Below are 24,663 nucleotides of genomic sequence, written 5' to 3' on the forward strand. Positions count from 1 at the left end.
CGATCATGTCGTTCGTGATCTAGTTTTCCGGCACACTCGCCGCCGCGCGCGGACCGAACCAGGCCGTCAGCGCCGCCGTCATCCGTTCCGCGTCGTCGCCGGTCGCGCACACGTATCCGTCCGGGCGCACCAGTATCGCGGCGGCGGACAGGTGGGCGGTGTCGGTGGCGTGGTAGCGCACCCGCCGCCCCCAGTCCGCGGCGATCGAGGCGAAACGATGCCCGGGCGTGGCGTCCAGCAGCAGGCCGCGGCCGTCGCGGGCCAGGTCGGCCACCCGGGTGCCGTCGCCGAGATCCAGATCGGGCATGCGGTGCCCGGCCCCCGGCCCGAGGTCGTAGCGCACCGCCAGGCCCGAGATCTTCTCCGAGAGCATCCGATTGGTCTCCGGGATCGCCAGCATCTCGCCCACCGCGCCCCGCAGCGCGAGCACGTCCGGGTCCTTCCAGGTCAGCACGCCCTGGGCGCGGGTGTTCTCCAGCACCGCGGCCGCGACCGGGTGTCGTTCGCGGTGATAGCTGTCGAGCAGGTCCGGCGCGGCCCAGCCCTGAACGGCGGCGGCCAGCTTCCAGCCGAGATTGAAGGCGTCCTGCAGGCCGAGGTTCATGCCCTGCCCGCCGAGTGGGGCGTGAATGTGCGCGGCATCGCCCGCGAGGAAGACGCGGCCGGTCCGGTAGGCGCTCACCTGCCGGGCGGCATCGATGAACCGCGACCCGGACCGCACCTCGCCGACCTCGATCTCCGGCCCGAAGGCATCGATCAGCGCCTTCTGCACATCCGCGGCGGTAACCGGCGTGTCCCGGTCGACATCGCGCAGATATTCGCCGCCGAAGACCAAGCGGTACACGCCGTTTCGCAGCGGCAGCAGGAAGGTGAAGTCGGGCCGGGTCGGGTCGAACACCGGCAGCGCCCACTCCTCGGCGACCCCGTCCGGCTTGCGGGCGAGGGTGATATCGCAGACCACGGCGGGCATCCGGCCCTCGGTCCCCGGGAAGTCGACGCCGGTGGCCCGCCGCACGGTGCTGCGCCCGCCGTCGGAGCCCACCAGATACCGTGCGGTGCACCGGTATTCACCGCCCTCGGCGGCGACGACCGCCGTGACCCGATCGTCGGCGGCGTCGAGCCCGGATTCCAGGCCGACCAGGGTGTGACCGCGGCGCACCTCGACGCCGTGCCGGGCGAGGGCGGCCTCGAGCGCGCGCTCCACGTCGGCCTGCACGATGCCGATCTGATACGGGAAGCGGGTGTCGAGCACCGAATAGTCCAGCAGCAGTCCGGCGTAGTGGCCGCCCGGCAGCGGCGGGTACATCGACTCGCCCATGGCATCGAGCAGTCCGCGCCACTGCAGCACCTCGGCCGAACGCGGTTGCAGATTCAGCGCTTTGGTCTGCCTGCCGCGATCGAGGTCGCGCTCCAGAACGACGGTGTCCACCCCGGCCAGGCCCAGTTCACAGGCGAGGAACAGTCCCGTCGGGCCGCCCCCGACCACGACGACCTCGGCATCGTATTCAGCCATCCCTCCACCATGCCCGCCGCGCGACCGGTGAACCACCAATTTGTCCGGCCGGTTGGTCAGACCGCGCGCCGCAACGCACCCGCGAGGTCGCCGCGGTCGCCCACCTCGACGGTGTCGAGCCCCAGCCAGTCCGCCATCTCCCGCAGCGAGCGGGCCAGCTCGGCCGCGATATATCCACCGTCCCTGCCGGTTTCGGCGAAGGCGCCCGGAACGAGCAGGCGGCCGGAGCCGCGCTCGGCGCGCAGATCGACCCGCGCGACCAGCTCGCCGTCGAGCAGGAACGGGAACACGTAGTAGCCGTGCACGCGCTTGGGTTCGGGCGTGTAGATCTCGATGCGGTAGTGGAAGTCGAAGAGGCGCTCGGTGCGCGGGCGGAAGAAGATCAGCGGATCGAACGGGCACAGCAGCGCCGCCCCCTGCACGCGGCGCGGGATGCGTGCGCCCGCGCGCAGATAGGCGGGGCGGTCCCAGCCGTCGACCAGCACCGGTTCCAGCTCCCCCGCGTCGACCAGGTCGGCGATGGCCGGTTCGGTCTGGCGGCGGTGCAGCCGGTAGTAGTCGCGCAGGTCGGGTTCGGTGGCGATGCCCAGCGCGTCGGCGGCGCGGCGCACGAGTTCGCGCACGGCGTCGGCCTCCTCGACCTCGCGGGCGAGCACCTCCGGCGGCAGCACCCGTTCGGCGAGGTCGTAGTGGCGCTGGAAGCCGACCCGCTGGGCGACCGAGAGCTCGCCGGTGGCGAACAGCACCTCGCACACCACCTTGGTGTCGCTGTAGTTCCAGCCCCAGTGATCCTTGCTGCGCGGCCGATCCAGCTCCAGATGCTTCTCCACCTCGCCCGCCGTGCACGCCCCGAACTCGCCGATCACGTCGAGCACATCCTTGGGCAGGGTCGGATTGCGTTCCAGCACCGAGCGCGCCCCGCCCCAGCGGCCGTCCCGGTACCGGGTCATCCGCCAGCGCATGAGCGGCCAGTCCTCGACCGGCAGCAGCGCCGCCTCGTGCGCCCAGTATTCGACCAGCCGCCGCGGCCGCCGGGCGCTGTGGCTCCAGGCCGCCTCGTCGAGCAGGTCGCGGTCGTAGCCGCCGATCCGGCTGAACACCGGGGCATAGTGGGCGCGCACCACCGCCGACACCGAATCCAGCTGCAGCAGCTGCGTTTTCTCCAGCACCCGGCCGATGGCGCGGCGGTCGGGCGTGGCGGTGGGCCGCGGCGCGGCGAAGCCCTGGGCGGCGAGCGCGGTCCGGCGGGCCGCGGCGGCGGTCATGGTACGCACCCCTGCACCATGCCACGCCCCACCGACACCTTCGATCAACACCGGGCACGCTCGATCCTGCCCGGCAGCTCCCGCGCCAGGTCTTGCGGTGCGGCACAGACGATCCGGCGATTGGGCGCGAGCCGCAGCGCCCCGATCCCTATGGAAGACAGCAGGCTTCCACACCATCCACGCCCTGACCGACCACACGAACCGCGACACCGCCACCGACCCTGTCGGCACAGCTGCTGAGAACCATCGGCAAGCGGATCGGCGAGACGGCGATCACGACTCCATAACCGCCGCCCGGGATTGATTCCTCCCCCGCCCGGCTCGGATCTGCTACGTTTGGTCAAACGATACATTCGTGTATCCGATGCGTCGAGCGAGGAGGATTCCGTGGCTCCGTCAGTGCAACCGGATGTTGTCGTGGTGGGGGGCGGGCTGGCCGGGCTCGTGGCCGCGTACGAGCTGACGCGGGCCGGGCGGCGGGTGCTGATCGTGGATCAGGAGAACCGCAATAATCTTGGCGGGCAGGCGTACTGGTCGCTGGGCGGGCTGTTCTTCGTGGACAGTCCGGAGCAGCGGCGGATGGGGGTGAAGGACTCCTTCGAGTTGGCCTGGCAGGACTGGCAGGGGTCGGCGGGATTCGATCGCGACGACGAGGATCTGTGGGCGCGCCGCTGGGCCCGGGCCTATGTCGAGTTCGCCACCACCGAGAAACGGCAGTACCTGCGCGACCTCGGCCTGCGGGTGACGCCGGTGGTCGGGTGGGCCGAGCGCGGCGGCGCGCTGGCCGACGGCCACGGCAATTCGGTGCCCCGGTTCCATCTGACCTGGGGCACCGGGCCGGAGGTCGTGCGGGTGTTCCGGGAGCCGGTGCTGGCCGCCGAACGGCACGGCCTGGTCGAGTTCGCCTTCCGCCACCGCGTCAACGAACTGATCGTCGAGGACGGCGCGGTGGTCGGGGTGCGCGGCAGCGTGCTCGAGCCCACCGATCTCGATCGCGGGGTGACCTCGTCGCGAACCGCGGTGGGCGAGTTCGAGTTCCGCGCCCGCGCGGTCATCGTGTCCTCGGGCGGCATCGGCCACAATCACGAGCTGATCCGCGCGAACTGGCCCACCGAGCGCCTGGGCCCCTGCCCGCGAACGATGATCAGCGGTGTGCCCGCGCACGTGGACGGCCGCATGCTCGGCATCACCGAGGCGGCGGGTGGCCGCATCGTGAACCGGGATCGCATGTGGCACTACACCGAAGGCATCAACAACTGGGACCCGATCTGGCCCGACCACGCCATCCGCATCATCCCCGGGCCCTCGTCGCTGTGGTTCGACGCCACCGGAAAGCGTTTGCCCGCACCGTGTTTCCCGGGTTTCGATACCAACGCCACCATGAAGGCGATCCTGTCCACCGGGTACGACTACTCCTGGTTCGTGCTCACCCAGTCCATCATCGAGAAGGAGTTCGCGCTGTCGGGCTCCGAGCAGAACCCGGACATCACCGGCAAGGATCTGGCACTGACGCTGCGCAGCCGAGTGGCCAAGGGCGCGCCGGGTCCGGTGGAGGCGTTCAAGCGGCACGGCGTCGACTTCGTGGTCGCCGACACGCTGGGCGAACTGGTGGCCGGTATGAACAAGATCACTCGGGGACCGCGGCTGGACCTCGCCGACCTGGAGCGCCAGATCGTCGCGCGGGACCGGGAACTGGCCAACAAATACGGCAAGGACGCACAACTCATGGCGGTGTCGAACGCACGCCATTCGCTCGGCGACAAGCTCGGCCGGGTCGCCGCACCGCACCGCATCCTGGACCCCGCGCACGGCCCGCTCATCGCGGTCCGCCTCAACATCCTCACCCGAAAAACGCTGGGCGGCTTGCAGACCGACCTGGATTCGCGGGTGCTGCGGGCCGACGGCGACCCGTTCCCGGGCCTGTACGCGGCCGGTGAGGTGGCCGGGTTCGGCGGCGGCGGCGTGCACGGCTACAACGCGCTGGAGGGCACCTTCCTCGGCGGATGCATCTTCTCCGGCCGGGCCGCCGGCCGTGCCCTGGTGCGCGCGCTGCGCTGACTACGATCGTGATCATGAGTCACGGACCGCAAGCGCTGTTGTTCGACGTGCAGGGCACCGCAACGGATTTCCATTCCACCATCACCCGCGAGGCGCACCGCATCGCCGGTAGCCGCTATCCGGACCGGGACTGGGCGGCATTCGTGAACGACTGGCGCGCCGCGTATTCCAGCGGGCTGCGGTCGATCGGCACCTCGGCGGAAAAATGGACCAGCGTCGAATCGGTCTACCGCACCGCGCTCGACGACCTGCTCGACCGGCACGGGATGGACCTGTCCGAGTCCGAGCGGCACGAGCTCACCGGCGCGTGGAAACGCCTGGACCCGTGGCCCGATGCGGTCGCCGGGCTCACCCGGCTGCGCGGCGCGTACACCCTCGCCACGCTGTCCAATGCCGATGTGAACGCGGTGGTCAGCATCTCCCGGCACTGCGACTTTCCCTGGCACGCGGTCTTCGCCGCGGAGATGGCCGGGGCGTTCAAACCCGACCCGCGCACCTACCACCTGGCGGCGGGCTACCTCGGGCTCGCCCCGGCCGAGATCATGATGGTGGCGAGCCACAAGTACGACATCCGGGCCGCGGCCGCCCTCGGCTTCCGCACCGCATTCGTCGCCCGCCCCCGCGAATTCGGCGACCCCAGCCTCGCCGACATCGAGTTCTCCGACGAATTCGACATCAACGCCACCGATTTCCTGGATCTGGCCGAACAACTCGACTGCTGACTCACACCGTCAGCCCATGCTCCCGCAGCGCCGACACCAACCCGACCGGCCGCCGGTCGGTCGGCAGCGGGTCGACCCAGGCGAAGCGGCAGCCCACTCGCGTTGCCGCACCGTCGTTCTCGACGCTGTCGCCGACCATGAGCGCCGCCGACGCCGCCACGCCGAGCCGCTCCACCGTCCACTCGAACAGCCGCGGATCCGGTTTCACCGCACCGACCTCGAACGACAGCGCGTACACCGCGACGTAGCGGTCCCAGCCGTGCGCGGCGAAGGCCGGGCGCACATCGAACGGGATATTGCTGACCACCGCCACCGGAATGCCCTGGGCGTGCAGCGATTTCAACACCAGGCCGGTATCCGGGTACGGCGTCCACGAGGTCGGATCCACCATCCGCCCATACAGCCGCGCCGCCTGCTCCGGGCCGACACCGGAGCGCCCCAGCACCTGCAGATACGCCTCCCGGTGCAGCAGCGGATCCAAATCCCTGCGCTCCCAGGCGTATCGGCCGCGCTCGTCGAACCGCACCACCTCTCCCGAGGGCACCGTCATCCGGTGCAGGATCTCGGCGGATTCGGCGGCGTCGAACGGGCGCCCGTCCGCGGCGACCAGATCCTCCGCCCAGGTCTCGTCGGCCTCGAGCCGGAACAGGGTGCCGGAATAGTCGAACAGCGCAGCCTCGATCGTCACGGCGCCAGCGTACCGAACGGTTCCGGATGAGAATGCTCACACATCAGCTTGTCTGAGGAGTTGCTACCGTGGGCGTATGGCCGACTCTCCCCTCCTTCAGGTCGACGCCGTGGATTTCGTGCGCAACGGCAATCCGATCCTGTCCGAGGCGTCCCTCACGGTGCGCTCCGGCGAGCACTGGGCGCTGCTGGGACCCAACGGCGCGGGCAAGACCACGCTGCTGAAGATGCTGGGCGCGTTCGAGCACCCCACCCGCGGCTCGGTCGAGGTGCTCGGACACCGCCTCGGCCGGGTCGATATGCGCGAATTGCGTACCGCCATCGGTCATGTCGACCCGCGGCACGCCCCGCCGTATCCGCTGCGCGCCCACGAGGTGGTACTCACCGGCCTGACCAATACCGCCGACCTGAAGCAGCGGTGGAATCCGACCGCGGCCGACATCGCGGAGGCCGACCGCCTCATCGACCTGCTCGGCCTGTCGCATCGCCGAGATGCCCGCTGGCCCACGCTCTCCCAGGGCGAGCGCGGCCGGGCCCTGATAGCCCGCGCCCTCATGCCCAACCCGCGCCTGCTGCTGCTCGACGAGCCCGCCACCGGCCTGGACCTGGCGGGCCGCGAACAACTACTCGACCGCCTCGACGGCCTGCGCGTGGCCGACCCCGACCTCGCCTCGGTCCTGGTGACCCACCACCTCGAGGAACTCCCGCCCGGCATCACCCACGCGATGCTCCTGCGCGCGGGCCGCACCATCGCCACCGGCCCCATCGAGCAGGTACTGACCAGCGAAAACGTCAGCACCTGCTTCGATCACCCGGTCCTCCTCACCCGCACCGACGGCCGCTGGCAGGTCCGCACCGACCACACCGTCCGCGCGTGATCATTCCCCGTCGACCGGAATATTCGCCACCACCGGGAACTCGCCCGTGTAGCCCTGGCGCTCGCGGGCGATGCTGAGGACGCGGTTGCGGGCGGCGTACCAGCCGATGACGAGGGCGGGGACGATCACCACGAGGCTGGCGACGGTCCAGGTGCCGACCGGGTAGTCGAAGGCCGTCAGCACCAGCACCCCGAACAGGAACACCAGCGTGATGAGGCCGGTGTAGGGCGCGCCGAACATGCGGAACGAGGAGCGCTCTGCCCGGCCCTGTTTCCACCAGCGCCACAGCTGCAGCTGGCACAGCACGATCGTCGCCCAGGAGGCGAGGATGCCCAGCGAGGCCACGTTCAGCACGATCTCGAACGCGCGCGCCGGAACCACGTAGTTGAGGCCGATACCGAACAGCGCGATCACGCTGGTCAGCAGGATGCCGCCGTACGGCACGCCGCGGCCGCTCATCCGCCCGGTGAACTTGGGCGCGCTGCCGTTCATCGACATCGAGCGCAGAATCCGCCCGGTGGAGTACAACCCGGCGTTCAGGCTGGAGAACGCGGCGGTGAGCACCACGAAGTTCATCACCGAACCGGCATGCGCCACACCGAGTTTGGAGAAGAACGTGACGAACGGGCTCTCCGCGGCCGAGTACGCGGTATAGGGCAGCAGCAGCGCCAGCAGCACCAGCGAACCGATGTAGAACACCGCGATGCGGAAGATCACCGAGTTGATCGCCCGCGGCATGATCTTCTCCGGATTCTCCGTCTCACCCGCCGCGGTGCCCACCATTTCCACTGCCGCATAGGCGAATACGACGCCGGAGGTGACGGTGACCAGCGGCAGGATGCCGGTCGGGAACAGGCCGCCGGTATGGCCGATGACGCTGAACCCCGTGTGCTGGCCCTCGATGGTGAACCGGCCGCCCAGGAAGACGGCGCCGATGATCAGGAACGCGACCAGCGCGACCACCTTCACCAGCGCGGCCCAGAACTCCAGCTCGCCGAACCACTTCACCGAGATCAGATTGACGGTCAGCACGATGCACAGCGCGATCAGCGCCAGCAGCCACTGGGCGATCGGCTTGAACGGACCCCAGAAGTGCAGATAGGTGGCGATCGCGGTGGTGTCCACGATGCCGGTCATGGACCAGTTCAGAAAGTACATCCAGCCCGCGACGAACGCGGCCTTCTCCCCGAAGAACTCGCGCGCGTAGGACACGAACGATCCCGACGACGGGCGGTGCAGCACCAGCTCACCCAGCGCCCGCAGAATGAAGAAGACGAATACGCCGCAGATCGCGTAGACCAGGAACAGGCCCGGCCCCGCGCTCGCCAGGCGCCCGCCGGCGCCGAGGAACAGCCCGGTGCCGATCGCGCCGCCGATGGCGATCATCTGCAGCTGGCGCGGTTTGAGGCTCTTGTGGTAGCCGCTGTCCTCCGCGCCGAGGAAAGCCTTGCCCCGCACATCCGTCATCTGCCGGTTTGATCCTTCGCAATCGTTTTCGTGAAGCCTGAACGTTACCTGGTCATAGCCAGGGGTCGAATGGTGGCCTTCGGTGTCGGCCCGATCACACCTCCGACTGCGATCTCCGGTCGAGCAAATACTGCGAACAGTAGTAAATCGTCTGAATAGTAGTAGCCAGCCGGACCGTCCCTACACCTAACCGCCCGCTCGACGCGTCGAAAGTGGTATCCGCGTCAGCCTCGGGCGATACAGTCCCGATCATGACGCGCCTGCCTCACCTGTGGACCGGTATCACCGCGGTCCTGCTCCTCACCGCCGGATTACTCACCGGGTGCTCGTCGAGTTCTCCCGCCGCGGCGCAGGCGTGCGCGGACGTCCCCAACGGCACCCACGTCACCTCGCCCGGCCCCACCGCCTCGGGGGCGAACATCGCCACCAACCCCGAGATCGCCACCGGCTACCGCAGCGGCATGACACCGGTGCGCACCCACACCTACGCGGTCTCGGCCGCGAATCCGATTGCGACACAGGCGGCGTGCCGGGTGCTCGCGGGCGGCGGCACCGCGGCCGACGCGCTGGTGGCCGCGCAGATGGTGCTCGGCCTGGTGGAGCCGCAGGCCTCCGGTATCGGCGGCGGCGCGTTTCTGCTGTACTACGACGCGAAGACGAAATCGGTCGACGCCTACGACGGCCGCGAGGTCGCCCCCGCCGCGGCCACCGAGAACTATCTGCGCTGGGTCGGCGACACCGATCACACCGTGCCGCAACCGAATACGCGCGCCAGCGGCCGCTCCATCGGCGTGCCCGGCGTGCTGCGGCTGCTCGAGCTCGCCCACAACGACCACGGCAGGCAGCCCTGGCGCGACCTGTTCACCCCCGCCATCTCTCTGGCCGACCACGGCTTCGCCATCAGCCCGCGGATGGCCAGCCAGATCGCCGACTCCCGCGCCGATCTCGCCCGCGACGACAATGCCCGGGCGTACTTCCTGCAGCCGGACGGCTCACCCAAGCCCGCGGGCTTCAACCTCACCAACCCGGCCATGTCGAAGACGTTGAGCGCCATCGCCTCCGACGGCCCGAACGCCTTCTACACCGGCGCCATCGCCCGCGACATCGTCGACGCCACCGCCACCACCTCCGGCGGCCGCACCCCCGGGCAGATCACCCTCGCCGATCTCGCGGGCTATCAGGCCAAGAAGCGCACGGCCCTGTGCACCGACTACCGCGACCACGAGATCTGCGGCATGCCGAGCCCGTCCTCGGGCGGTATCACGGTGGCGTCCACGCTCGGCATCCTGGCGAACTTCGATCTGTCGAAGCTGCCGCCGGATTCGCTCGACCGCAATGGCGGCAAGCCGAAAGCGCAAGCGGTGCACCTGATCTCGGAGGCCGAGCGGCTCGCCTACGCCGACCGCGACAAGTACGTCGCCGACACCGATTTCGTTCCGCTGCCCGGCAATTCGCCGAATACGCTGCTGAACAAGGATTATCTGAAGCAGCGTGCCGCGCTCATCGATCCCGCCCACAGCATGGGCACCGCGCAGCCCGGCGACTTCGGCCCGGTGCCGGTCGGCGTCGGCCCGCAGCCGCCCGAGCACGGCACCAGCCACATCTCGGTCGTGGACAAGTACGGCAATGCCGCCGCCATGACCACCACGGTCGAGTCGGCGTTCGGCTCGTTCCACATCGTCGACGGGTTCGTGCTCAACAATCAGCTCACCGACTTCAGCGCCGATCCCACCGGCACCGACGGCCTGCCGCTGGCCAACCGGGTGCAGGCCGGTAAGCGGCCGCGCAGCTCGATGAGCCCGACGCTGGTGTTCGACCGCGCGCCCGACGGCTCCCGCGGGCAGCTGTCGTATGTCACCGGTTCGCCGGGCGGCTCGGTGATCATCCAGTTCGTCGTGAAAACCCTGGTGGGCATGCTGGATTGGGGGCTGGACCCGCAGCAGGCGGTCTCGCAGGTGGCGTTCGGCGCGACCAATTCGCCGGTCACCGGGATCGGCGGCGAGCATCCCGCGATCGACGCCACCGACAACGGTAATCACGACCCGCTGGTGCAGCAGCTGCGCGCCATGGGACATCAGGTCTCGGTCGACCAGCAGTCCAGCGGGCTCAGCGCGCTGCAGCGCCAGAGCGACGGGTGGATCGGTGGCGCCGATCCCCGGCGCGAGGGGGCCGTCATGGGCGACACCCGGTAGCCGGGCTCAGCCGCCGAGGTTGACCTCGTAGGAGTAGCCGTCGCCCCGCACGGCGGAGACCACGTAGGTCACGCCCACGGTCCTGCCGCCGACCTCGGTGACCGTGCACGTGCGAGAGCTGTTGGCCGCCAAGGGTTGCAGGCCCTTGCAGTCCACCGAGGCCACGTCGTTGTCGGCGATCTGCCGGTACATGGTGGTGATATTGGCCTTGGCATCGTCGACACCCACCACGCGATCGTCGAAGCTCGCCTCGACATCGGCCTTGTCGCCGGTGATCTTGGCGACCTTCGCCGTCACCGGCCATGCCTTCCCGGCACCGTCGCTCACCGTGCACTTCTCGGTCGCGCCGACCTTCCACTCCAGCGACCCCGGGCAGGACGAATTCGCCGGTGCCTCGGCCGCATTCCGCTGGAACAGATCGGCGACCGCCGCCCGCGTGTCCTTGTCATCGACACCCCCGTGCCCCGACCCGGACGAACACGCGGCGGCGACCAAGACCGGCAGCAGAAGCAGCAAACGACGCATTACGGAACCCTTCGAACTTCGTGACGGGCAACATCCCCATCACCGTGCTGAGAAGCACTATCACGGCATCCCGCGCATCGGCCACACGAACCGACAAAACCCCCGCCCCACCCCATAGCCGAAAGATTGCACCCACTTCCCCGAACCCCCGCCCAGCACAGGCAAACCCACCCCCACCCCCACGCAGCGAACCCCCAGCATCCGAAATGACCTCAGTCACAAACCAACCGGAAGGCTTTCGGTCAATCCCCCTGCGCCGCCGTATACCTCGCACCCAACTCACGGAACCGGTCCATAGCCCGCGCCGCATAGTCCTTGTCATTGAGGCGGATGGCGAGCATGGGCACGTACTCGTCGCCGACGAGTTCCAAACGGGCCCATGCCTTCTTGTCCGGAATCGAGACGCCGCGGATGTCGCGCCAGGCGAATTCGGTGTCGCCGACGATATTGCGCACCACCACGCCCCGCGCTCCGACCCGCACCCGGGGCCGGGTCAGCACCAGCACCCCGGCCGCCAGCAGCCAGCCGAAGACGATGATGGCCACCTGATCGGCCCCCCGGAAGTTCACACCGGTCGAGCTGTGCGCCGACGCGATCCCCGCCGCGGTGAACGCGACCCCGATCACCGCCGCCACGATCCGCGCGGTCCGCACCGCATGCCGCGGCCGCACCTCGAGCTCCCACTCGCCCGCGCCCGTCCCGACCCGCTCACCGGCAGCACTCGTCATCCGCCCACCAGCACCTTCCGTCCGTTCCTGCCCACCAGCACTTTCCGCCTCCCGACCACCGCCCGCCGTCTGCCGACCACCGCTCTCCGTCTGCCCGGCCGCAGGTCGGGCACCCCGCTTCCAGATCCGGATGACGGGAGGCACGGATCAGACCGTTTCGCGTAGGGCCCGCAGCGTCAGGGCGGCATCGAGGGCGGCGGCGCTGGCCTGCTCGCCCTTGTTCTCCACCGAGTCGGGGAGACCGGCGCGGGCCAGGGCCTGGGCCTCGGTATTGACGGTGAGGACGCCATTGGTCACGGGCGTGCTCTCGTCCAGCGACACGCGGGTCAGTCCGGCGGTCACGGCGTCGCACACGTACTCGAAATGCGGTGTCTCGCCGCGGATCACGACGCCGAGGGCGACGACGGCATCGTGGGTGCGGGCCAGCGCCTGCGCCACCACGGGCAGTTCCATGGCGCCCGCGCAGCGGACCACGGTGACCTCCCGGACCCCGGCCGCGCGCGCCGTCTGCTCGGCATTGGCGACCAGCGTGTCGCAGATCGTGGTGTGCCACCGCGACGCGACGATGCCGAGGCGGAGATCCTTGGCATCCTCGAGCGCGAATTCCGGTACGCCCGTACCGCTCATTGTGAAAGTCCCTCTCTGCCAGGTGAATTACTGCGCGGTTTCGCCGAGATCGAGATCGTCGAGCCCGACCAGATCGTGCCCCATCCGGTCGCGCTTGGTGCGCAGATAGCGCAGATTCTCCGCCGTGGCGCGCACCGGCATCGGCACCCGCTCGGTAATGCTGAGCCCGTATCCGTCGAGCCCGGCGCGCTTGGTCGGGTTGTTGGTGAGTAGTCGCATGGATTTGATGCCCAGGTCGACCAGGATCTGCGCGCCGGTGCCGTAGTCGCGGGCGTCGGCGGGCAGGCCGAGTTCGATATTGGCGTCGACGGTGTCGTGCCCGGAATCCTGCAACTGATACGCCTGCAACTTGTGCAGCAGCCCGATCCCGCGGCCCTCGTGCCCGCGCATGTACAACACCACACCGCGGCCCTCCTTGGCCACCATCTCCATCGCCGCGTCCAGTTGCGGGCCGCAGTCGCAGCGCAGCGACCCGAACACATCCCCGGTCAGGCACTCCGAATGCACCCGCACCAGCACATCCTCCCCACCGTCGACCGCGAGATCACCCAGCACCAGCGCCACGTGCTCGACCTCGTCGTAGATGCTCTTGTAGCCGACCGCCCGGAACTCCCCGTACCGGGTCGGGATCCGCGCCTCGGCGATCCGCTCGACCTGCTTCTCGTTCTTACGCCGCCACGCGATCATGTCCGCGATCGAGATCAACGCCAACTCGTGCTCGTCGGCGAAGACCCGCAACTCCTCGGTGCGAGCCATATCGCCCTCGTTCTTCTGACTGACGATCTCACAGATCACCCCCGCCGGACCCAGCCCCGCCATCCGCGCCAGATCCACCGCGGCCTCGGTATGCCCCGGCCGCCGCAACACCCCACCATCCTTGGCGCGCAACGGAACCACATGCCCAGGCCGGGTGAAATCGGCCGCGTGCGCGTCCCGGTCGGCCAGCAACCGCATCGTGGTCGCCCGATCCGCCGCCGAGATCCCGGTACTGACACCCTCGCGAGCATCCACCGACACGGTATAGGCGGTGCCGTGCTTGTCCTGATTGATCGCATACATCGGCGGCAGACCCAGCCGATCGCAGTCGGCACCGGTGAGCGGCACACAGATGTAGCCGGAGGTGTAGCGAATCATGAAGGCCACCAACTCCGGGGTGGCCTTCTCCGCGGCGAAGATCAGATCGCCCTCGTTCTCCCGGCCCTCGTCGTCGACGACGACAACCGCCTTACCCGCGGCAATATCGGCGACTGCGCGCTCGATGGTGTCGAACCTGGTCACGTCTACTGTGCTCCATCTCGAAATAGGTGCCCCTCTTACAGTACGGCGTAAGCCGGGCGAGTCCTGCTCCGCCCGTGCCCTGCTGGCACGGCGGCCGTGCGCCTACCCGCGCTGCTGCAGCCGCTCCACGTACTTGGCGATGATGTCGACCTCGAGGTTCACCGTGGCGCCGACGGGCGCCGCGCCGAGCGTGGTGAGCTGCCGAGTGGTCGGGATGAGCGAGACCTCGAACCAGTCGCGGTGGCCGGGTTCGCCGGCGGCGGCCTCGCCGAGCCCGGACACGGTCAGGGAGATGCCGTCGACGGTGATCGACCCCTTCTCCACCACGTAGCGAGCCAGGTTCTCCGGCAACGAGATTCGCACCACCTCCCAGTTCTCCTGGGGGTCGCGGGAGACGATGGTGCCGGTGCCGTCCACGTGGCCCTGCACGATGTGCCCGCCGAGCCGGCTGTCGACCGCGGCCGCGCGCTCCAGGTTCACCTTGGCGCCGATGTCGAGCTTGCCGAGGCCGGAGCGGCTGAGCGTCTCGCCCATCACGTCGGTGGTGAACTTGTCGCCGTCGACGACGTCCACGACGGTCAGGCACACACCGTTCACCGCGATCGAGTCGCCGTGGCCGGCATCGGAGGTGACCAGCGTGCCGCGGATGGTCAGCCGGGCCGCGTCGGCCAGCCGCTCGGCCGCGACGATCTCGCCCAGTTCCTCGACGATGCCTGTGAACATGCCTTCTCCTGTCACCCGGTGCCCGCCGGTCGGGCTGCCTCCGTGTCTGCGCCAACAGGCCGGGCCGCGGGTGCATTCCCCGCCCGGACCAGTGTGTCCTCAGCCTAACGAGGGCGCTATACGAGAGCGATACCCGCCGGTCCGTCGGGCACGCGGGCGACGACCGCCCGGCAAACGCCGACGAAAGCAGACTGCTGTCCCGTTCGCGCGCGCCGAACTCAAATACATTCCCGCAATTCTCGGCGCGTTCACGAAATTGATCAGAAAAATTAAGACAAATGATGCCGCACACCCATTTCCGCGGGTGTTATCGCACCCCATGACGGGAATTATCCGAGCCGTAATCATCGGACGCTGAGGTGGTACCCGAATTGCAACTTGCTTACACACAACGCTTGCGTCGACGCCCGATCCGAAGCAGTATTGTTATGAAGTTGATCCCCGCTGTTCAACTTCCGACATCGTGGTTGGACACCAACGCAGATGGGGGTACGGGCATGACAACGTTTCTCGATCCGACACTCGAGGTTCGCTGCGGCCGATACCGTCGGGAATTCCACCTGTCGGCGTCGGTCGACCAGGCATCCCGCCACATTCTGCTCGAAACCGGTAAACACTACGGTGCGGTCACCATGCCCGCCGAGCTCGGCGAGCGCGTCCAGCGGCAGCTGGCGCAGGCCGGGCTCGCGGGCCCGGTGGTGCATCACCCGCGGGCCCGCCGCTGGACCTTCATCACCGGCCCCGCCCATCCCGGCACGCTCACCGCCGCGGTGTCGGCCGATCTGTTCCGCCGCTACGTCACCGTCGCCTGCACCGGCTGCCAGGTGGTACTGCCCTCCGCCGACGACGAGCGCACCGGCTACCGCACCTGGGCGCAGTCGCCGGAGAACTCCGGCGCCATTCCGCCGCTGGCGGCCGTCATCGACGCCACCCGCGCGCTCGCGCAGCCGAAAGCCCAGGCGAGCTGAGGCTTTCGCCGCACGATCACCGGGCGGCGGCCGCGATCTCGGCGGCCTTGCGGCGCAGCGTCTCCACCGTCGCACCCGGATCGTCGGTGCCGTACACCGCCGAGCCCGCGACGAAGCAGTCCACGCCCGCCTCGGCGGCCTGCTCGATGGTGTCCATATTGATGCCGCCGTCGATCTCGACGATCAGGCGCAGTTCCCCGGAATCGACCAGGCGGCGCACGGTGCGGGCCTTGTCGAGCACGTGCGCGATGAACGACTGACCGCCGAAGCCCGGCTCCACGCTCATCACGAGCAGGGTGTCGAAGTGGCGCAGGATCTCGAGGTAGGGCTCGATCGGGGTGTTCGGCTTCACCGACAGGCCCGCCTTCGCGCCCGCGGCGCGGATGTCGCGCGCCACCGCGACCGGATCGTCGGTCGCCTCGGCGTGGAAGGTGACGTTGTACGCGCCCGCCTCCGCGTACGGCGGCGCCCAGCGGCCCGGGTCGTCGATCATCAGGTGGCAGTCCAGCGGAATGTCGGTGGCCCGCAACAGGCTCTGCACCACCGGCAGGCCGAGGGTCAGGTTCGGCACGAAGTGGTTGTCCATCACGTCCACGTGCAACCAGTCCGAGCCCTCGACGGCCTGCGCCTCGGCCGCCAGATGGGCGAAGTCGGCGGACAGAATGGACGGGGCGATCATCGGCGACGGCCGGTGGAAGGAGGAGGTCGACACAGCGCGAAGTGTAGCGGGCCACATTTCGCCACCTCCACCGCGATCGGCGCCGGGACCGGGCGGATTGGTCATCGCCGATTTGGGTAGCCTTTTACAGGTGATCAACATTTCGGCGGAACAGGGACTGCGCAGCACCCCCGTGGAGATCGGCGTTGCCGCGACCGTGTCACAATTGCCGATCGTGCGCGGGCTCGCCGAAACCCTCGTCCTACTCAACGATTTCACGCTGGACGAGGTGGCCGACATCCGGCTCGCGGTCGACGAGGCGTGCTCGACGCTCATCGCCGTCGCCGCGCCCGGCACCACGTTGCAGTGCCGATTCACCGTCGGTGACAAGGATCTGGTGGTGCGGATCTCCGGCGTCGCGGCCACGGAGGGGCTGCCCGATCAGCGCAGCTTCGGCTGGCACGTGCTGCGCACGCTGACCGACGAGGTCGACGCCGCGCAGGGCTCCTATGATCCGAAGGTATCCGGCTACCCGTCGTCCGTGGAATTCCGGCGGGTCCGGGGGAAGGCGTAGTGACCGGCGAGGACACCGTGTTCGAATCTCGTGATGCCAGCGAACCCGAACGAGACCGCACACCCGACGGCTCGGCGACCGCGCCGCCCGCGCCCGAGGAGGTCGAGGACACCGAGGACGACGACACCGAGGCCGTCGCCGAGGTCGCCCAGTCGGTCAGCGGATACGACGACGTCACACTGCTGTTCGAGCGGTTGGCCGCCGCCGGTGAGGACGCCGAGCGGCGCACCGAGGTGCGCGACGAACTGATCAGCCGCTGCATCCCGCTGGCCGACCACATCGCCCGCAAGTTCAGCGGCCGCGGCGAACCCTTCGACGACCTGACCCAGGTCGCCCGGGTCGGGCTGGTCCACGCGGTGGACCGTTTCGACATCACCCGCGGCTCCAACTTCCTGTCCTTCGCGGTGCCCACCATCATGGGCGAGGTCCGCCGGTACTTCCGCGACAACACCTGGGCGATGCGAGTTCCCCGGCGGGTCAAGGAAACTCACCTGCGCATCGGCGCCGCCATCGACGCGCTGTCGCAATCGCTGGGCCGCTCGCCCACCGCCAAGGAGATCGCCGCCGAGCTCGACCTCTCCCCCGACGAGGTCACCCAGGCCGTCATCGCGGGCAACGCCTACCAGCCCAGTTCCATCGACGCCGTCACGGTCGGCCGCGACACCGAGGCATCGCTGCTGGACACCCTCGGCGAAGAGGAATCCCAATTCGACCGGGTCGAGGAGTATGTCGCCATCCGCCCGCTGCTGGCGGGCCTGCCCGAGCGCGAGCGCCGCATCCTGACCATGCGCTTCTTCGAATCCATGACCCAAACCCAGATCGCCCAGCGCATGGGGATCTCCCAGATGCATGTCTCGCGCATTCTCGCCAAGACTCTCGCCCGCTTACGGGAGCAGTCCGCACGCGAGTGACTTGGTAGATTTCGCAGCGACCATGATCACCGACCGCGAGGGGGCTGGTGTGCTGCCGTTCGAATCGCTGTATCGGCACGGGTTCGCGCGCGTCGCGGTGGCCGTGCCGTCGGTGCGGGTGGCCGATCCGGCCTACAACGCCGAGCAGACCCTGGGATCGGCCCGGCAGGCCGCGGCGGCGGGGGCGGTGCTCACCGTGTTTCCGGAGCTCGGGTTGTCCAGTTACACCGCCGATGATCTGTTTCATTCCGATGCGCTCGATCACGCGGTCGACAAGGCGCTGCGGCGGGTGGTGGACGAGAGCGCCGCGATCGCGTCGGTGCTGGTGGTGGGTGCGCCGATTCGGGCGCAGGGGCGGCTGTTCAATTGCGGCATCGTGATCCATCGGGGGCGGGTGCTGGGTGCGGCGCCCAAGAGTTATCTGCCCAACTATCGGGAGTTCTACGAGAAGCGGCAGTTCGCGGCGGCGCGGGAGGCCCTCGACGATCGGGTGACGATCGCCGGGCAGCGGGTGCCGTTCGGCGCCGAACTGCTGTTCGCGGCAACCAATCTGTCCGACTTCGTCTTTCACCTCGAGGTCTGCGAGGACGGCTGGGTGCCGTTGCCGCCCAGCGGTTTTGCCGCGCTGGCCGGGGCGACCGTGCTGGTGAATCTGTCGGCCAGCAATATCGTGGTCGGTAAGGCGGATTACCGGCGGCAGCTGTGCGCCTCGCATTCGGCGCAATATGTGGCCGCGTACCTGTATTCGGCTGCGGGACACGGCGAGTCGACCACCGATATGGCCTTCGACGGGCAGGCGCTGGTGTGTGAGAACGGCGAATTGCTCGCCGAGGGTGAACGTTTCGCCGACCATCCCCAATTGGTCACCGCCGATATCGATCTGCGCCGGTTGGCCGCCGACCGGCTGCGCACGACCAGTTTCGCCGATACCGTGCACGATCATCGCGAGCGCCTGGCCCGATTCCGGCGCGTCGAGATCGAACTGCCGGTGCCCACGGAGGCGGTGCCGCTGCGCCGCGACATCCCGCGCTTCCCTTATGTTCCCGCCGATCCGGCGGTGCGCAACGAGCGCTGCGCCGAGGTGCATCACATCCAGGTCGAGGGGTTGAGCACGCGGCTGGCGGCGACCGGCTCGCAGCACGTGGTCATCGGTGTGTCGGGCGGGCTGGATTCGACGGTGGCGCTGATCGTGGCGGCCAAGACGATGGACCGGCTCGGCCTGCCGCGCTCGAATGTGCTGGCCTACACCATGCCCGGCTTCGCCACGGGCAGCCGCACGCGCACCGACGCGCACCGGTTGATGGCGGCGCTGGGGGTGTCCGCGCACGAGATCGATATCCGGCCGTCGGCGACACAGATGCTGCGCGACCTGAATCATCCTGCGGCCGAGGGGGTTCCGCAGTACGACGTGACCTACGAGAATGTGCAGGCCGGTGAGCGGACCTCGCACCTGTTCCGGCTGGCCAACCGGCACCGCGCGCTGGTCGTCGGCACCGGCGACCTCAGCGAATTGGCCCTGGGCTGGTGCACTTTCGGCGTCGGCGATCACATGGCGCACTACAGCGTGAACGCCTCGGTGCCCAAGACGCTGATCAAATACCTCATCGCCTGGGCCGTCGACACCGGCGACCTGGGCCCGGAGGCCGGTGCGGTGCTGACCTCGATCCTGGCCACCGAGATCTCCCCCGAGCTGGTGCCGACGGATGAGACCGGCGCCGAAGGGGATTCGGCCCAGCCCGGGCAGAGCTCGGAGGCCACCGTCGGCCCCTACGAGCTCCAGGACCTGCACCTGTACTACCTGCTCCGCTTCGGATACCTGCCCAGCCGCATCGCCTACCTCGCCCACCACGCCTGGTCCGACCGCACCCGCGGCCACTGGCCCGACCTGATCCCGGTCACCGACCGCCACGAATACGACCTCCCGACCATCAAGCGATGGCTGGCCGAATTCCTCCGCCGCTTCGTCCAGACCAGCCAGTTCAAACGCTCCACCCTCCCCAACGCCCCGAAGGTGGGCTCCGGCGGCTCCCTGTCCCCGCGCGGCGACTGGCGCGCCCCCAGCGACGCCGTCGCCACCGCCTGGCTCGACGAACTCGAACGCAACGTGCCCTGACGCTGAACCGAAGGCTTCAGGGATGCAGGGCCCGGAACACGCGGTACAGCGCCGCCTTGTCCTCGAAGCCGATGCCCGGGGTCTCCGACAGCCGGAGTCGGCCGTGGGCGATGACGGCCGAGTCGGCGAATCCGCCGGTCGGCTGGAACTCGCCGGGGTAGGACTCGTTGCCGCCCAGGCGAAGCGCGGCGGCGATGTGCAGGGCGAACTGGTGGCCGCCGTGCGGGATGCAGCGCCGGGAGGACCAGCCGTGCTGGCGCAGCATGTCCTGGGTGCGCAGGTATTCGACCAGCCCGTAGCCGAGCACCGGATCGAATTGCAGAATGTCGCGGTCCGGCCGCATCCCGGCGTAGCGGATCAGATTGCGGGCGTCGGTGGTGGAGAACAGATTCTCGCCGGTGGCCAGCGCGCCCGGATAGCGCTCGGCGAGGGTGGCGTGCAGCGCGTAGTCGAGCGGATCACCGGGCTCCTCGTACCAGCGCAGCCGGTACGGTTCCAGCGCCCGGCCGTAGGCGAGCGCGGTCTCGAGGTCGAAGCGGCCGTTGGCGTCGACCGCGAGCCGCGAGCCGTCGCCGCCGAGCACCTCCAGCACGGTCTCGACGCGCCGCACGTCCTCGCTCAGGCTCGCGCCGCCGATCTTCATCTTCACCACGTCGTAGCCCTGCGCGAGGAACCCCTCCATCTCCTCCCGCAGTTGCGCGGGTCCCTTCCCGGGCGCGTAATAACCGCCTGCGGCATAGACGAATACCTCGGGATCGGGCTCGCCGAGGTCGTAGTGGCGGGCCAGCCAGCGGTGCAGCGGCAGCCCGGCCAGCTTGGCCGCGAGGTCGAACAGCGCCATATCGAGCACGCCCACCGCGACCGATCGCTCCCCGTGCCCGCCGGGTTTCTCGTTGCGCATCATGACATCCCACGCCCGGTGCGGATCGACGGCCGTCCCGTCCGCGGTCTCCAGCTCATCGGGCCGCGCGGCCAGCAGGCGGGGAATCATCCTGCGGCGCAGTATTTCTCCGGCACTGTAGCGGCCGTTGGAGTTGAATCCGTAACCGACGACGGGCGCGCCGTCGCGGACCACATCGCTGACGACCGCGACGATGGAGCAGTCCATGGCGCTGAAGTCGATGAACGCATTGCTGATCGACGAACCGATCGGCACGGTGCCTTCGTGAATCGCGACGATACGGGGCATGAGATTCTCCTCACAGTGTTTCCGTCTGGGCGACAGGCGTTTTCGCGCGGGATGCGCCGATGGTGCGGGCGGCGAGGTCACGGTCGAGTCCGCCCGGCTCCCAGCGCGCCACCACCACGGTGGCGACCGCATTGCCCAGGACATTGGTGGCCGCGCGGGCCATCGACAGGAACCGGTCCACCGACAGCACCAGCGCCAGCCCGGCGACCGGCACGAACGCGGTGGCGGCCACGGTGTTGGCGAGCGTGACGAACGCCGAACCCGACACGCCCGCAGTGCCTTTGGACAGCACCAGGAAGATCAGCAGCAGCGTCAGCTGGTGCCCGGCCGTCAGCGGAACGCCGTACACCTGCCCGATGAACAGCACACAGATCGGCACCACCACCGCGACCCCGTCCAGATTGAAGGAGAATCCGGCGGGAACCACGAGGCCGATCACGCTGCGTCGGCAACCGACCTCCTCCAGCCGCTGCATCAGTTGCGGCAGCACCGATTCCGACGCGGCGGTACCGAAGACGACCAGCAGCTCCCGCCGCAACCGGTGCATCAGCCGCAGCAGTGAGACCCCGGCGGCGCGCGCCACGGTCCCGAGGACCACCGTCACGAACACCAGCAGCGCCAGCACCGCCACCGCGACCAGTTTCACCAGGGCCGTGAGGGTTTCGGGGCCGTACCGGCCCACCGTGGCCGCCACCGCGCCGAACGCGCCGATCGGCGCCAGCAGCATGATCAGCCGCACCATCCGGAACAGCACCGCCGACAGCGCGGTGGCGCCGCGCATGATCGGATCGACCACGGTCGCCGGGAGCCGCAGCAGCGCCACGGCGAACACGATGGCGACGATCAGCACCTGCACCACATTCCCGGTGGTGAACGCGCCGACCGCGCTGTTGGGCACGATCGCCGACAGGAACGAGCCGAACGACGTAGTGCGCGCCGCGGTGGGCAGATAGGCCGACAGCTGATCGGAGGCGTGTGCGGGCGGCGGCACTCCCGCACCCGGCCGCAGCAGGTCCGCGACCGCGATCCCCAGCAGCATCGCGACCGTGCTGACGATCTCGAAATACAGCAGCGCCTTCACCGCGATCCGCCCGACCGCCCGCATCCCACCGGCCGCCACGATCCCGGTGACCAGCACCAGAAAGACGATGGGCGCCACCACCATCTGGATCAGCGCGACGAAGACCGTCGCCAGCGGTTGCAGCGCCGCCGCGGCATGCGGGGCGACGGTGCCGAGGACCGCGGCCGCCGCCGCGGCGACGAACACCTGCAGGCTGGTGTCGCCCAGCACACGCCGCCAGCGTGGGATGCGAACCGGATGCGGTTGCGCCGCATCGACTGTCGAATCGATGGTGCCCACGAGACCACTCCCCGGCCCTCACGGCTCCCGAATACGAGTGTCGCGCAAGGCATCCCGGTCCACCGTGAGTCCCAATCCGGGCCGGTCCGGCACCGTGATGCGACCGTTCTCCGGTCGTGGCGCGTCGGGGAACAGCAACTGCCCGACCTGTGCCATGCCCAGGTGCCACTCCAGGATCCAGCCGTTCATCATCCCGGCCAGGGTGTGCAGGTTGAACAGCGGCCAGCCGCCGCCGTGCGCCAGCGGCAGGTTGTAGATCTGCGCCAGGTGCGCGGCCTTGCGGGCCTCGGTGAAGCCGCCGCAGTAGCAGACGTTCGGTTGCAGCACATCCACCGCCCGGTGCTCGACCAGTTCCCGCAGTCGCCACCGATGCCCCTCCATCTGCCCGGCCGCCAGCGGAATCCGGGTGTGCGCGCGCAGATCGGCGAGGGCGCGAGCGTCGTTCTGCTGCAACGGTTCCTCGAACCAGGTGAGCCCCGCGTCCTCGACCGCCCGGCACAGCAGCGCGGCCTGCACGGGGGTGTAGAGATAGTTGGCGTCGATCATCAGATCGTGCTCGTCGCCGATCGCTGCGCGCACCGTGTGAATGCGGGCGGCGTCCTCGCGCCAGCCGCGTTCGTCCACGCCCACAACCATTTTCAGCGCCGTGAAGCCCTGCTCCAGGTGCAGCCGGGCCGCGGCGGCGAGGGTGTCGCGGTCGTACTGCGGGAATCCGAACGTCACGTAGACCGGCACCGAGGTGCGGGCGCCGCCCAGCAGGCTCGCCACCGATCGCCCGGCCGCCTTACCGGCGATATCCCACAGCGCGATATCCAGCAGCGACAGCGCGCTCGACACCACGCCGGTCATGGCGCGTGGGTTCAGCCGCTGCCAAACCCGTTGGTGCACGGCCTCCGTCGCGCGCGGATCGAGATCCTGCACGGCGGGGAGCACGTGGTGGTGCAGCGCCGCCACCACCGCGTGCGCCAGGAAGTGACCGGTGACCGCGACCCCGGTCGGTCCCTCGTCGGTTTCGACCTCGCAGAAGACGAACTCCCGCTGCTCGGCCCGGCCGTAGCCGTCGACTCGTTCCGTCAGCAGTGGGACCTCGATCGACGTGGTGTGCACGCTCGCGCGGATGTCCTTGATCCTCATCGGATCGCCTCCTCGGCACCTTCATCGGGTGCACCGAGTGTGCGACCGATAATCGTCAACTGTCAACGATTTGCGATTTATGGTTCGGCGGGCGAGAATACGGGGTCGTCCGCGATCCGAAGAGGAGCCATGGCCCCGTCCGAACCCCAGGGGGACAGCGAGATCTCGGCGCTGCAGCGCCGGGTCGCCGAGCGGCAGTCCACCTCCCTGCCGCATCTCATCGTCGAGGACCTGGAGCGGATGATCATCAACGGCACGCTGCGCGGCGGCGATCGGATCAACGAATCCGCGCTCGCGCTGCGGCTGGGCGTGAGCCGCGGGCCCGTGCGCGAGGCGTGCCGACACCTCGAGCGCACCCGCCTGGTCGAATTCCGCACCAACCGTGGCATGTTCGTGCGCGAGATCTCCGTCGACGAGGCCGCGCAGCTCTACGACATCCGCGCCAGCCTGTTCGGGCTCGCCGGTCGGCTCGCGGCCGCCCACACCGACGCCGCCGGGCTCGAACAACCACGGGCGCTGGTGCGACGCCTCGCCGGGGCGGTCGCGCAGATGAACGACTACTACCCGCTCAATGTGGATCTACACCGCCGACTGGTCGCGCTGTCGGGCAATCCGCGGCTCGTCGAACTCTACGACGGTGTGTCCAAGGAGCTCCACCTGTTCCGCCGCCACGGCCTGGAAACCGCTGCGGCACGCGGCATGTCGAATGCGCAGCACGGGGAGATCCTGGACGCCCTGGCCGCCGCGGACCCCGCGACGGCCGGGCGTCTGATGGAGGCGCACATCCTGGCGGGTAAGGAACGGATGCTCGCCGCCGCGCGCGGCTAGACGACGGTGAAATTGCCGCCGGAGTCCAGCGCGCGCTGAATCTCGTCGGGCTTCATGTCGTGGTCGGCATCGACCGTGACCGTCGAGGTGCCCTTGATGTCGAGGTCCACCCGCACGGAGCGGACGTCGGGGATGGCGGAGATGCTCTGCTCGACGGTGTTGACGCAGCCCTCGCAGTGCAGACCGTCAACGGAGAATGTGGCTGTCGACATGATCGCTCCCGGTGTCGTGGGGTTGAGTCGCGGTCGCCTTCGACCGCTCGAAT

23 protein-coding genes are annotated in these 24,663 nt (G+C 69.1%); 9 read left to right on the forward strand and 14 right to left on the reverse strand.

Features of this window, described 5'->3' with window-relative positions:
- Nucleotides 1-19: 19 nt before the first annotated feature.
- Both HPY32_RS38160 and HPY32_RS38165 read right to left on the reverse strand, forming a co-directional pair.
- On the reverse strand, nt 20-1,513 hold the full coding sequence (locus tag HPY32_RS38160) for an FAD-dependent monooxygenase (protein WP_067588256.1): 1,494 nt from the start codon (nt 1,511-1,513) through the stop codon (nt 20-22).
- 56 nt (nt 1,514-1,569) lie between these two features.
- On the reverse strand, nt 1,570-2,787 hold the full coding sequence (locus tag HPY32_RS38165) for a winged helix-turn-helix domain-containing protein (protein WP_067588254.1): 1,218 nt from the start codon (nt 2,785-2,787) through the stop codon (nt 1,570-1,572).
- A 378-nt stretch (nt 2,788-3,165) separates the two neighbouring features.
- Between HPY32_RS38165 and HPY32_RS38170 the strand changes: the two genes are divergently transcribed.
- Nucleotides 3,166-4,836, forward strand: a complete 1,671-nt coding sequence (locus HPY32_RS38170) for an FAD-binding dehydrogenase (RefSeq protein ID WP_067588252.1) — start codon at nt 3,166-3,168, stop codon at nt 4,834-4,836.
- Between the two features lie 14 nt (nt 4,837-4,850).
- The gene (locus HPY32_RS38175) at nt 4,851-5,558 is read left to right on the forward strand and encodes a haloacid dehalogenase type II (protein ID WP_067588251.1); all 708 of its coding nucleotides are present in this window, start codon (nt 4,851-4,853) and stop codon (nt 5,556-5,558) included.
- A 1-nt stretch (nt 5,559) separates the two neighbouring features.
- Here HPY32_RS38175 and HPY32_RS38180 read toward each other — a convergent pair whose 3' ends face one another.
- Nucleotides 5,560-6,246 carry an HAD family hydrolase gene (locus tag HPY32_RS38180; protein ID WP_067588249.1) on the reverse strand — a complete coding sequence of 229 codons (687 nt, stop codon included), beginning with the start codon at nt 6,244-6,246 and terminating at the stop codon, nt 5,560-5,562.
- A gap of 76 nt (nt 6,247-6,322) precedes the next feature.
- Here HPY32_RS38180 and HPY32_RS38185 point away from each other — a divergent pair, with 76 nt between their 5' ends.
- Nucleotides 6,323-7,123, forward strand: coding sequence for an ABC transporter ATP-binding protein (locus HPY32_RS38185; RefSeq protein WP_067588248.1), 801 nt, complete (start codon nt 6,323-6,325; stop codon nt 7,121-7,123).
- On the opposite strand, the gene HPY32_RS38190 is transcribed toward HPY32_RS38185, so the two are convergent.
- Nucleotides 7,124-8,590, reverse strand: coding sequence for an amino acid permease (locus HPY32_RS38190; RefSeq protein ID WP_067588246.1), 1,467 nt, complete (start codon nt 8,588-8,590; stop codon nt 7,124-7,126).
- Between the two features lie 251 nt (nt 8,591-8,841).
- Here HPY32_RS38190 and ggt point away from each other — a divergent pair, with 251 nt between their 5' ends.
- Entirely contained in the window at nt 8,842-10,782 is a 1,941-nt protein-coding gene (gene ggt, locus HPY32_RS38195) for a gamma-glutamyltransferase (protein ID WP_067588242.1), read from the forward strand.
- Nucleotides 10,783-10,788: 6 nt separating this feature from the next.
- On the opposite strand, the gene HPY32_RS38200 is transcribed toward ggt, so the two are convergent.
- The 5 genes from HPY32_RS38200 to HPY32_RS38220 all read right to left on the reverse strand — a co-directional run bounded on the left by HPY32_RS38200 (nt 10,789) and on the right by HPY32_RS38220 (nt 14,663).
- Nucleotides 10,789-11,307 (reverse strand): DUF4333 domain-containing protein, encoded by a 519-nt coding sequence (locus tag HPY32_RS38200; protein WP_082871381.1) that lies wholly within the window; start codon nt 11,305-11,307, stop codon nt 10,789-10,791.
- Between the two features lie 242 nt (nt 11,308-11,549).
- The gene (locus HPY32_RS38205) at nt 11,550-12,035 is read right to left on the reverse strand and encodes a PH domain-containing protein (protein ID WP_067588238.1); all 486 of its coding nucleotides are present in this window, start codon (nt 12,033-12,035) and stop codon (nt 11,550-11,552) included.
- 147 nt (nt 12,036-12,182) lie between these two features.
- Nucleotides 12,183-12,662, reverse strand: coding sequence for a 6,7-dimethyl-8-ribityllumazine synthase (gene ribH / locus HPY32_RS38210; RefSeq protein WP_067588236.1), 480 nt, complete (start codon nt 12,660-12,662; stop codon nt 12,183-12,185).
- A gap of 27 nt (nt 12,663-12,689) precedes the next feature.
- Nucleotides 12,690-13,940 carry a bifunctional 3,4-dihydroxy-2-butanone-4-phosphate synthase/GTP cyclohydrolase II gene (locus HPY32_RS38215; protein WP_067588235.1) on the reverse strand — a complete coding sequence of 417 codons (1,251 nt, stop codon included), beginning with the start codon at nt 13,938-13,940 and terminating at the stop codon, nt 12,690-12,692.
- 102 nt (nt 13,941-14,042) lie between these two features.
- A complete protein-coding gene (locus tag HPY32_RS38220) occupies nt 14,043-14,663 on the reverse strand; it encodes a riboflavin synthase (RefSeq protein ID WP_067588233.1) in 621 nt (206 codons plus the stop codon).
- A 497-nt stretch (nt 14,664-15,160) separates the two neighbouring features.
- Here HPY32_RS38220 and HPY32_RS38225 point away from each other — a divergent pair, with 497 nt between their 5' ends.
- A complete protein-coding gene (locus tag HPY32_RS38225; protein WP_067588231.1) occupies nt 15,161-15,631 on the forward strand; it encodes a hypothetical protein in 471 nt (156 codons plus the stop codon).
- Between the two features lie 16 nt (nt 15,632-15,647).
- Here HPY32_RS38225 and rpe read toward each other — a convergent pair whose 3' ends face one another.
- Nucleotides 15,648-16,310 (reverse strand): ribulose-phosphate 3-epimerase, encoded by a 663-nt coding sequence (gene rpe, locus HPY32_RS38230; RefSeq protein ID WP_067588229.1) that lies wholly within the window; start codon nt 16,308-16,310, stop codon nt 15,648-15,650.
- Nucleotides 16,311-16,440: 130 nt separating this feature from the next.
- Here rpe and HPY32_RS38235 point away from each other — a divergent pair, with 130 nt between their 5' ends.
- From HPY32_RS38235 to HPY32_RS38245, 3 genes are read left to right on the forward strand one after another with little or no spacing between them, the layout of a single operon-like run.
- Nucleotides 16,441-16,863, forward strand: a complete 423-nt coding sequence (locus HPY32_RS38235; RefSeq protein ID WP_067595825.1) for an ATP-binding protein — start codon at nt 16,441-16,443, stop codon at nt 16,861-16,863.
- Complete coding sequence (locus HPY32_RS38240) at nt 16,863-17,774, forward strand: RNA polymerase sigma factor SigF (protein ID WP_067588227.1); 912 nt, start codon at nt 16,863-16,865, stop codon at nt 17,772-17,774. The genes HPY32_RS38235 and HPY32_RS38240 overlap by 1 nt, the downstream gene beginning before the upstream one ends.
- Before the next feature lie 22 nt (nt 17,775-17,796).
- The gene (locus tag HPY32_RS38245; RefSeq protein WP_082871380.1) at nt 17,797-19,887 is read left to right on the forward strand and encodes an NAD(+) synthase; all 2,091 of its coding nucleotides are present in this window, start codon (nt 17,797-17,799) and stop codon (nt 19,885-19,887) included.
- A gap of 16 nt (nt 19,888-19,903) precedes the next feature.
- On the opposite strand, the gene HPY32_RS38250 is transcribed toward HPY32_RS38245, so the two are convergent.
- From HPY32_RS38250 to HPY32_RS38260, 3 genes are read right to left on the reverse strand one after another with little or no spacing between them, the layout of a single operon-like run.
- Entirely contained in the window at nt 19,904-21,076 is a 1,173-nt protein-coding gene (locus HPY32_RS38250; protein WP_067588225.1) for a mandelate racemase/muconate lactonizing enzyme family protein, read from the reverse strand.
- Nucleotides 21,077-21,086: 10 nt separating this feature from the next.
- Nucleotides 21,087-22,436 carry a cation:dicarboxylate symporter family transporter gene (locus HPY32_RS38255; protein ID WP_082871379.1) on the reverse strand — a complete coding sequence of 450 codons (1,350 nt, stop codon included), beginning with the start codon at nt 22,434-22,436 and terminating at the stop codon, nt 21,087-21,089.
- An 18-nt stretch (nt 22,437-22,454) separates the two neighbouring features.
- Entirely contained in the window at nt 22,455-23,570 is a 1,116-nt protein-coding gene (locus HPY32_RS38260) for a mandelate racemase/muconate lactonizing enzyme family protein (RefSeq protein ID WP_067588224.1), read from the reverse strand.
- Nucleotides 23,571-23,699: 129 nt separating this feature from the next.
- Between HPY32_RS38260 and HPY32_RS38265 the strand changes: the two genes are divergently transcribed.
- Nucleotides 23,700-24,398 carry an FCD domain-containing protein gene (locus tag HPY32_RS38265; protein ID WP_067588222.1) on the forward strand — a complete coding sequence of 233 codons (699 nt, stop codon included), beginning with the start codon at nt 23,700-23,702 and terminating at the stop codon, nt 24,396-24,398.
- On the opposite strand, the gene HPY32_RS38270 is transcribed toward HPY32_RS38265, so the two are convergent.
- The gene (locus HPY32_RS38270) at nt 24,395-24,610 is read right to left on the reverse strand and encodes a heavy-metal-associated domain-containing protein (RefSeq protein ID WP_067588220.1); all 216 of its coding nucleotides are present in this window, start codon (nt 24,608-24,610) and stop codon (nt 24,395-24,397) included. The genes HPY32_RS38265 and HPY32_RS38270 overlap by 4 nt on opposite strands.
- Nucleotides 24,611-24,663 lie beyond the last annotated feature (53 nt).

Source organism: Nocardia terpenica (genome assembly GCF_013186535.1).
In the GTDB taxonomy this organism is placed as follows: Bacteria; Actinomycetota; Actinomycetes; order Mycobacteriales; family Mycobacteriaceae; genus Nocardia; species Nocardia terpenica.

Bases quoted from the DNA above. Each gene is read 5' to 3' on its own strand.
- HPY32_RS38160 (WP_067588256.1), bottom strand. From the start codon at position 1,513: ATGGCTGAATACGATGCCGAGGTCGTCGTGGTCGGGGGCGGCCCGACG.
- HPY32_RS38175 (WP_067588251.1), top strand. From the start codon at position 4,851: ATGAGTCACGGACCGCAAGCGCTGTTGTTCGACGTGCAGGGCACCGCA.
- HPY32_RS38185 (WP_067588248.1), top strand. From the start codon at position 6,323: ATGGCCGACTCTCCCCTCCTTCAGGTCGACGCCGTGGATTTCGTGCGC.
- HPY32_RS38190 (WP_067588246.1), bottom strand. From the start codon at position 8,590: ATGACGGATGTGCGGGGCAAGGCTTTCCTCGGCGCGGAGGACAGCGGC.
- ggt (WP_067588242.1), top strand. From the start codon at position 8,842: ATGACGCGCCTGCCTCACCTGTGGACCGGTATCACCGCGGTCCTGCTC.
- HPY32_RS38200 (WP_082871381.1), bottom strand. From the start codon at position 11,307: ATGCGTCGTTTGCTGCTTCTGCTGCCGGTCTTGGTCGCCGCCGCGTGT.
- HPY32_RS38205 (WP_067588238.1), bottom strand. From the start codon at position 12,035: ATGACGAGTGCTGCCGGTGAGCGGGTCGGGACGGGCGCGGGCGAGTGG.
- ribH (WP_067588236.1), bottom strand. From the start codon at position 12,662: ATGAGCGGTACGGGCGTACCGGAATTCGCGCTCGAGGATGCCAAGGAT.
- HPY32_RS38220 (WP_067588233.1), bottom strand. From the start codon at position 14,663: ATGTTCACAGGCATCGTCGAGGAACTGGGCGAGATCGTCGCGGCCGAG.
- HPY32_RS38225 (WP_067588231.1), top strand. From the start codon at position 15,161: ATGACAACGTTTCTCGATCCGACACTCGAGGTTCGCTGCGGCCGATAC.
- rpe (WP_067588229.1), bottom strand. From the start codon at position 16,310: ATGATCGCCCCGTCCATTCTGTCCGCCGACTTCGCCCATCTGGCGGCC.
- HPY32_RS38245 (WP_082871380.1), top strand. From the start codon at position 17,797: ATGATCACCGACCGCGAGGGGGCTGGTGTGCTGCCGTTCGAATCGCTG.
- HPY32_RS38250 (WP_067588225.1), bottom strand. From the start codon at position 21,076: ATGCCCCGTATCGTCGCGATTCACGAAGGCACCGTGCCGATCGGTTCG.
- HPY32_RS38260 (WP_067588224.1), bottom strand. From the start codon at position 23,570: ATGAGGATCAAGGACATCCGCGCGAGCGTGCACACCACGTCGATCGAG.
- HPY32_RS38265 (WP_067588222.1), top strand. From the start codon at position 23,700: ATGGCCCCGTCCGAACCCCAGGGGGACAGCGAGATCTCGGCGCTGCAG.
- HPY32_RS38270 (WP_067588220.1), bottom strand. From the start codon at position 24,610: ATGTCGACAGCCACATTCTCCGTTGACGGTCTGCACTGCGAGGGCTGC.